Genomic DNA, 8,302 nt, shown 5'->3' with positions numbered 1-8,302 from the left:
CCGCGACACCGGCGCGGCGGACAAAAGGACTATATCCATGGCTCAGCAACTGCTTATGCCCAAGGCGACCGCCGTCTGGCTGGTTGACAATACCGCGCTGTCCTTCGACCAGATCGCGCAGTTCTGCAAGCTGCACCCGCTTGAAGTGAAAGCGATCGCCGACGGTGAATCCGCGCAGGGCATCAAGGGCCTCGACCCGATTGCGACCGGCCAGCTTTCGCGCGACGAGATCGCCCGCGCCGAAGGCAACCCCAATCACAAGCTGAAGCTTTCCGAGCCGAAGGTTCGCGTTCCTGACAGCAAGCGCAAGGGCCCGCGCTACACCCCGGTATCGAAGCGCCAGGACCGCCCGAACGCCATTCTCTGGCTCGTGCGCAACCATGCCGAACTGAAGGACGCACAGATCTCGCGTCTCGTTGGCACAACCAAGTCGACGATCGAGCAGATCCGCGAGCGCACCCACTGGAACTCGGCCAACCTGACGCCGATGGATCCGGTCACGCTGGGCCTCTGCTCGCAGATCGATCTCGACCTCGAAGTCGAACGCGCTTCCAAGGGCCGCCCGCTGCCGACCGCCGCCGAACTCGGCGCGACGCTCGAATCGGCGCAGGAGACCGAAAAGCTCGGCTTCAGCTACGAGCGCGAGGAAGAGAAGGAAATCGACGCCGATGCCGTCTTTGCGAAGCTCAAGTCGCTGAAGTCGGATCGCAAGGACGAGGACGAAGACGATCACTATTGATCGTCGCGGACGTCCCGACGGACAAAGCCCGGATCAGTGATCCGGGCTTTTTTGTTGGTCGGTTTCAATACGCCGAACCGGACGGGTCTTTCAGATTATGGCGCTCGGTTCCCTTGAGCGGCGGATTGAAGATGCTGACCAGGATCAGATCCTCGTTCTCACCACCGCGCAGAAAATGCTTGTCGTGCTCGTCGAGCACATAGATGTCGCCCTTGCGAATGGGGAAGATATTGCCTTGCATATCCTCGACTTCGCCTTGGCCGGCGATGCAATAGCAAGCCTCCAGATGGTTGCGGTACTCAAGCAGTGACACCGTGTTGGCGCGTACCACCGTGTGGCATACCGTGAACCCCATGCCATCCTTTTCGGTCAACAAGCGGTGGCTTGTGCCGCTGCCCCACTCGACAAAATGATCCGTTGCTTCGATCTCCTTGAGGCTTCGTACGAACATGGGCTTCTCCATTTGTAAGAATTTCTAATGCTTTGGCAGGAATTTTCTCTCTCACTGCGCGATGGAATGAGTATCCGTTGACATCGGACGTCGATCAAACGACGATTTCTCAGTGAACAGATGAGGAAAACTTACAGATGCTGCCACCGCTCGGCATGCTTCGCGCCTTCGAGGCTGCCGCACGACTGACAAGCTTTTCCCGGGCTGCAGACGAGCTGCACGTGACCCACGCAGCGGTCAGCCACCAGATCCGGTTGCTGGAGGAATGGTTCGGCCGCCCTCTTTTTCTGCGGGAGAAGCGTGGCGTGCGTCTGGCACCGGAAGCGGAGGGCCTGGCGGCGACGCTGACAGCCACATTCGAACGGATCGGCATCGAAACCGAGCGTCTGCGGCTCAATGCCAAGGCGCAGGTGAGCGTCGCCTGCATTCCCTCGATCGCCACCCGCTGGCTGATCCCGGCCCTCAGCGCGTTCGTCGGCGATCATCCCGAGGTCGACGTCAAGGTCGTCTATGCGATGGCGGAGCAGCAGTTGCGCCAGACGGGTTGCGATATCCTTATTACGCTTGGCGCCGACAGAAGCGAGGACACACGCTCGGACCGGCTGTTTTCACGCCTCAACCGGCCGGTGGCAAGCCCCGGTTATATCGACCGAAAGGGGCAGTTGAATTCGCCGGAGGCAATCGCCTGCGCCGATCTGCTGCACGACGAAACGACTTCGCGTTGGCGCGATTGGTATACCAGGGCGGGGCAGGTGGCCGCACAGCCATTGCGCGGCCCGGTCTTCCAGGATTTCAATCTTCTCGCGACAGCCGTCATCGCCGGCCACGGGGTGGCGCTTTGTCCGGTCGAGGTGTTCAGGCGCGAGATTGAAAGCGGCGACCTCGTGGTATTGTCCGAGGTCGCCACGTTGGAAGACGAAGGCTATTTTCTCATCACCAAGACCACGCGCTCAAAGGCGGTTGCCGCGTTCAGCGAGTGGTTCTCGGCCATTGTGAAGGCTTGATGAAAACGACCCAGGTGTTTTCATGAGCCGGCTTAGCAATTATTGCCGCGCTCGTCAGGCACCGATGCCACGAGCGTTCAACACCAGCGCAATTTCGTCCAGGATCGCCGGATCATCGATTGTCGCTGGCATCTTCCAGGGCTCGCGGTCGGCGATCTTCTGGATGGTCGATCGTAGAATCTTGCCCGAGCGCGTCTTCGGCAGTCGCTTGACGCAAATCGCCATGCGGAAGGCAGCCACCGGCCCGATGCGTTCGCGCACAAGACTGATGACCTCGCGCTCGATTTCCGATGTTTCACGGGAAACATTGGAATTGATCACCAGGAACCCCGCCGGAACCTGGCCCTTCAAAGCATCGGCAATGCCGATGACGGCGCATTCGGCGACGTCCGGATGGCTGGCGCACACTTCCTCCATTGCCCCGGTCGAGAGCCGGTGACCCGCAACGTTGATGATGTCGTCGGTGCGCGCCATGATAAAGATGTATCCGTCCGCATCGAGATAGCCGGCGTCGGCGGTCTTGTAGTAGCCGGGGAACTCTTCGAGGTAGGCGGCGCGAAAGCGATTGTCGGCGTTCCAGAGCGTCGGCAGGCAACCGGGCGGAAGCGGCAGTTTGACGACTACGTTGCCGAGCGTGCCGGGCTCAACCGGATGCCCGGCATCGTCGAGTATCTGGACGTCATAGCCCGGCAACGGAACCGCCGGCGAACCGTATTTGACCGGCAGCAAGCCGAGGCCCATGGGGTTGCCGGCGACCGGCCATCCGGTCTCGGTCTGCCACCAGTGGTCGATCACCGGCACGCCGAGTGCCCGCTCTGCCCAATGGATGGTATCGGGATCGGCCCGCTCACCGGCAAGAAACAGCGCGCGGAACCGCGAAAGATCGTACTTAGCTGCCAAGGTTGCATCCGGGTCCTCCTTGCGGATCGCCCTTAAAGCCGTTGGCGCCGTGAACATGACGACGACACCGTGTTCCGCAATGATCCGCCAATAGGTGCCGGGATCCGGTGTGCCGACCGGCTTGCCCTCGAAAAGGATCGAGGTGCTGCCGTTCAACAGCGGACCGTAGACGATATAGGAGTGGCCGACGACCCAACCGATATCGGAGGCCGCCCAGAACACTTCGCCCGGTTGGACGCCGAAGAAGTTCTCCATGGACCATTTGAGGGCGACCATGTGGCCGCCATTGTCGCGCACGACCCCCTTCGGCTGGCCGGTCGTGCCCGAGGTGTAGAGCACATAAAGCGGATCGGTTGAGGCGACTGGGACGCACTCCGTTTCTTCGCCCTCCTCCTTTGCCAAGGCCAGCGCCGACGCGAAATCAATGTCGCGACCATCCGTCATGGCAGCTTCGACCATGTCCCGCTGGAAGACGAGGCAATGCTGCGGCTTGTGGCTTGCGATCTCCAGCGCCTGATCGAGCAGCGGCTTGTATGCGACCGTCCGTCCGGGCTCGATGCCGCAGCTTGCAGACACCACGAGCTTCGCCTGACAATCATCGATGCGTACCGCCAGTTCGTTGGCGGCAAAGCCGCCAAAAACGACGGAATGCACGGCGCCGATGCGCGCTGCGGCCAGCATGGCCACGGCCGCCTGCGGGATCATCGGCATGTAGAGGATGATGCGATCGCCCTTGCCGACGCCCAGCTTGCGATAGACGGCCGCAAGCGCCTTCACGTCGGAAAGAAGCGCTTCATAGGAGATGCGTTCCTTGCGGCCCGTTACGGGGCTATCGTAGATGAAAGCGACCTGATCGCCGCGACCGGCCACCACGTGGCGGTCCAAACAGTTGTAGCAGGTGTTGGTCGTGCCGCCGGCGAACCAGTGACCATAAATGCCGCGCTCGGCATCGAAGACGCGCGCCGGCCGCTCGAACCAGTCGATCGCATTGGCTGCCTCTGACCAAAAACCATGCGGATCCGCCTTCCACGCGGCGTACACTTCGGAATAGCGGCTCGCCATTTCCGTCCCTCCCTATGCATGTTGCCGGACACGTCCGGCCTCCTCATGCGCAAGGATAGGCTAATGAGAGATCAGGGGAACCCCGACGAAAGCGTAATGCGGACGATATGGTCTTAACGCACCCCGAAGATCGCCGAACCGACGCGAACGCTGGTGGCGCCGAACTGGATCGCCGTCTCGAAATCGCCGGACATGCCCATCGACAGCCTTTCGAGCTTGCAGTCGACGGCGAGCTTGGCGAGCAGCGCAAAGTGCGGGCCAGGATTTTCCTCGACCGGCGGAATGCACATCAGGCCCTCGATCGAAAGGCCCAGTTCCTGACGGCAGAAATCGACGAAGGCGACAGTTTCCTCCGGAGCGATACCAGCCTTCTGAGGCTCGAGCCCGGTGTTCACCTGGACATAGAGCCTGGGGTTTCGGCCCTGTTTCTGCATCTCGGCCGCGAGCGCGCGGGCAATCTTCTCGCGATCGACGGTTTCGATGACGTCGAACAGCGCCACGGCCTCTGCGGCCTTGTTCGACTGCAGCGGGCCGATCAGGTGGAGTTCGAGGTCCGCTGTCTCGGCCTTCAGCTCCGGCCATTTGCCTTGCGCTTCCTGCACGCGGTTTTCGCCGAACACCCGTTGTCCCGCCGAAATCACCGGACGAATGGCATCGGCGTCGAAGGTCTTGGAAACTGCGACAAGCGCAACCGCACCCTTGGTGCGATGGGCAGACTTCTCCGCCGCCTGAATCCGGCTCACGACATCCTGCAACCGCTCTTGGACTTCCATGGACCTTTTCTCCGAAACGGGATTCTCAAACCACTCACCGAGCGGATTAGGCAAAGTTGGACGACTTGCCAAGGCCGTCGCTCCGCTGACTGGCTCAAATCCGCCAAAGTGTCGCGCCAAACCCTTCGAAAACTTGACCATCAGGCGGTTTCGTGGTGAAGGTCACCCCAACTATCATGAGGGCGCTTCATGCGCCCCTAGAACTTCCGGAACATCGAAAAGACATGTCTAGCGAACGATACAATCCGCGTGATGCCGAGCCCCGCTGGCAGCAGCAATGGGAACAGAACGAGGTCTTCCAGACCGAGAACGACGATCCGCGCGAAAAGTACTACGTGCTTGAAATGTTCCCCTATCCGTCGGGCCGCATCCATATGGGCCACGTGCGCAACTATACGATGGGTGACGTGGTGGCGCGCTACAAGCGTGCCCGCGGCTTCAACGTATTGCACCCGATGGGCTGGGACGCCTTCGGCATGCCGGCCGAAAACGCTGCAATGGAACGTGGCGTTCATCCGGCGAGCTGGACCTACCAGAACATCGCCTCGATGAAGGCGCAGCTGAAGGTCATGGGTCTGTCGCTCGACTGGAACCGCGAGTTCGCAACCTGCGACCCGGCCTATTACCAGCGCCAGCAGCACCTGTTCCTGGACTTCCTCGAAAAGGGCCTCGTCTACCGCAAGCAGTCCAAGGTCAACTGGGATCCGGTCGACAACACGGTGCTTGCCAACGAGCAGGTGATCGACGGCCGCGGCTGGCGCTCGGGCGCGCTCGTGGAGCAGCGCGAGCTGACGCAGTGGTTCTTCCGCATCACCGACTTCAGCCAGGAACTGCTCGACGCTCTGGACACGCTGGATCAGTGGCCCGAGAAGGTGCGGCTGATGCAGAAAAACTGGATCGGTCGCTCGGAAGGCCTGTCGCTGCGCTGGGAACTGGTGAAGGGCACCGCCGGCGACGAGACCGAAGTGACGGTCTACACGACCCGTCCCGATACGCTCTTCGGTGCATCCTTCCTGGCGATTGCCGCCGACCATCCGCTCGCAAAGCAGGTGGCCGCAACCAATCCGGAAGTCGACGCCTTCTGCGACGAATGCCGCCGCGCCGGCACCTCGCTTGCCGCCCTCGAAACGGCCGAGAAGAAGGGCATCGACACCGGCATTCGCGCCAAGCATCCGCTCGACCCCAGCTGGGAGCTGCCGGTTTACGTCGCAAACTTTGTGCTGATGGATTACGGCACGGGCGCCATCTTCGGCTGCCCTTCAGGTGATCAGCGCGACCTCGAATTCGCGCGCAAATATGGCCTGCCGGTCGTCCCGGTCGTCATGCCCGTGGACGGTGATGCCACGACGTTCGCGATCGGTGACGAGGCCTATGTCGGCGACGGCGTCATGATCAATTCGCGCTTCCTCGACGGCCTGTCGACCGACGACGCCTTCGAGACCGTTGCGTCGAAGCTCGAGAAGGAAACGCTGGGCAATACGCCGCGCGCCGAGCGCAAGGTGAACTTCCGCCTGCGCGACTGGGGCATCTCCCGCCAGCGCTATTGGGGCTGCCCGATCCCGGTCATCCATTGCGACGACTGCGGCGTCTTGCCGGTTCCGAAGGCCGACCTGCCGGTCGTTCTGCCGCCGGATGTCACTTTCGACAAGCCGGGCAATCCGCTCGACCGTCACCCGACCTGGCGCCATGTCGCCTGCCCGCATTGCGGCAAGGATGCCCGGCGCGAGACGGACACGATGGACACCTTCGTCGACTCGTCCTGGTACTTCACCCGCTTTACGGCCCCTTGGGAAGACAATCCGACCGATCCGAAGATTGCCAACCACTGGCTGCCCGTCGACCAGTACATCGGCGGCATCGAGCATGCGATCCTGCACCTGCTCTATTCGCGCTTCTTCACCCGGGCGATGAAGGCGACCGGTCACGTCGCGATCGACGAGCCGTTCAAGGGACTGTTCACGCAAGGCATGGTCGTGCACGAGACCTATAGCCGCGGCGAGGGTGCCCAACGCGAATGGGTTACGCCGGCCGAGATCCGCATCGAGGAGATCGACGGAAAGCGGCGCGCCACGTTGATCGAGACAGGCGAGGACGTCGCCATCGGCTCGATCGAAAAGATGTCGAAGTCGAAGAAGAATGTCGTCGACCCCGACGACATCATCGCCTCCTACGGCGCCGACACGGCCCGCTTCTTCGTCCTTTCGGATTCGCCACCAGACCGCGATGTCATCTGGTCCGAGGCAGGCGTCGAGGGCGCCCATCGGTTCGTCCAGCGCGTCTGGCGCCTGATCAGCGAAGCCGCAGAAAAGGTGCGCGCGATCGAAGCCGCCCCGGCGCTCGACGGCGATGCGCTTGCGGTTTCTCAGGCCGCTCACAAGACGCTGCGCGCGGTTGAGGCGGACTACGACAAGCTGGCCTTCAACAAGGCCGTGGCACGCATCTATGAGCTCGTAAACACCCTTGCCGCGCCGCTGACCCAGGTTGCCGCCGGCAAGGCCGACGCGGTGCTTGCTGGCGCTGCCAAGGACGCAACCGCGATCCTGATCAACCTGATCGCGCCGATGATGCCACACCTGGCCGAGGAATGCTGGCGGGAAATCGGCGGCGAGGGCCTGGTCGCGGAAAGCGCTTGGCCGGCGTTCAATCCGGCGCTGATCGTCGAGAACGAAATCACTCTGCCGGTGCAAATCAACGGCAAGAAGCGCGCTGATTTGACAATCGCGCGCGATGCGGATCAGAGTGCGATCGAAAGCGCCGTCCTGGCGCTCGATGCCGTCAAGTCCGCACTCAACGGCAGCAGCCCCAAGAAAATCATCGTTGTGCCCCAGAGGATCGTCAATGTCGTTGTCTGATAGAGCTGGTTTCCGTCTCCGGTCTGTTCCGGTGCTGGCTGGCGCGCTCATGTTGACCGCACTTGCAGGCTGCCAGGTCAGACCGCTCTATTCCGACAGCGTCGGCACCTCGAGTGCCTTGGCTGCGATCGAAATCTCGGATGCCGACGACCGCGTCGAACAGGAAGTCCGCAATGCGCTGATCTTCCTGGTCGCAGGCGGCCAGGGTGAACCTGCAAACCCGCAATATCACTTGGCGCTCAACGTCACCAGCCGCGCGATGGGCGTGCTCTACGACCAAGCCAAGGACCGCGCAGGCGCCGGTCGCATCGTCGTCAAGGCGGATTACAACCTGACGAAGACCGGTACCGGCGAGACGATCAAGTCCGGCAACCGCTCCGCGGTCGCCCTTGTCGATTTTCCGGTCCAGGAGTTTGCGAAGGTACGCGCTGTCCGCGATGGCGAGAACCGCGCCGCAAAGGAGCTGGCTGAGCTGATCCGCGCCGACATAGCCGCGGCTCTCAGCCGCTAGCCGGTGCTGG

Annotated in this window: 7 protein-coding genes; 4 read left to right on the top strand and 3 right to left on the bottom strand. The window is 62.1% G+C overall.

Features of this window, described 5'->3' with window-relative positions; translation table 11 throughout:
* Positions 1-37: 37 nt before the first annotated feature.
* Positions 38-739, top strand: a complete 702-nt coding sequence (locus VGO04_RS13965; RefSeq protein ID WP_327496554.1) for a DUF1013 domain-containing protein — start codon at positions 38-40, stop codon at positions 737-739.
* Between the two features lie 64 nt (positions 740-803).
* On the opposite strand, the gene VGO04_RS13960 is transcribed toward VGO04_RS13965, so the two are convergent.
* Positions 804-1,190: an ectoine synthase gene (locus VGO04_RS13960; RefSeq protein WP_327496555.1), complete on the bottom strand. Its 387-nt coding sequence runs from the start codon at positions 1,188-1,190 to the stop codon at positions 804-806.
* Positions 1,191-1,327: 137 nt separating this feature from the next.
* On the opposite strand from VGO04_RS13960, the gene VGO04_RS13955 reads away from it, so the two are divergent.
* Positions 1,328-2,194 (top strand): LysR substrate-binding domain-containing protein, encoded by an 867-nt coding sequence (locus VGO04_RS13955; RefSeq protein ID WP_327496553.1) that lies wholly within the window; start codon positions 1,328-1,330, stop codon positions 2,192-2,194.
* A 54-nt stretch (positions 2,195-2,248) separates the two neighbouring features.
* On the opposite strand, the gene VGO04_RS13950 is transcribed toward VGO04_RS13955, so the two are convergent.
* Positions 2,249-4,156 (bottom strand): propionyl-CoA synthetase, encoded by a 1,908-nt coding sequence (locus tag VGO04_RS13950; protein WP_327496552.1) that lies wholly within the window; start codon positions 4,154-4,156, stop codon positions 2,249-2,251.
* Positions 4,157-4,269: 113 nt separating this feature from the next.
* Positions 4,270-4,929, bottom strand: coding sequence for a YggS family pyridoxal phosphate-dependent enzyme (locus tag VGO04_RS13945; RefSeq protein ID WP_327496551.1), 660 nt, complete (start codon positions 4,927-4,929; stop codon positions 4,270-4,272).
* 224 nt (positions 4,930-5,153) lie between these two features.
* On the opposite strand from VGO04_RS13945, the gene leuS reads away from it, so the two are divergent.
* Together leuS and lptE are read left to right on the top strand one after the other, a co-directional pair.
* Positions 5,154-7,781 (top strand): leucine--tRNA ligase, encoded by a 2,628-nt coding sequence (gene leuS / locus VGO04_RS13940; protein ID WP_327496550.1) that lies wholly within the window; start codon positions 5,154-5,156, stop codon positions 7,779-7,781.
* Positions 7,768-8,292: an LPS assembly lipoprotein LptE gene (gene lptE / locus VGO04_RS13935; RefSeq protein ID WP_327496549.1), complete on the top strand. Its 525-nt coding sequence runs from the start codon at positions 7,768-7,770 to the stop codon at positions 8,290-8,292. Before leuS ends, lptE begins: the two co-directional genes overlap by 14 nt.
* Positions 8,293-8,302: the final 10 nt, after the last annotated feature.

The sequence above is a fragment of the Ensifer sp. genome (assembly GCF_035999185.1).
Classification (GTDB): Bacteria; Pseudomonadota; Alphaproteobacteria; order Rhizobiales; family Rhizobiaceae; genus Ensifer.
The sequence above is the reverse complement of the archived record's forward strand: the minus strand, read 5'-3'. Positions and strand labels throughout refer to the sequence as shown.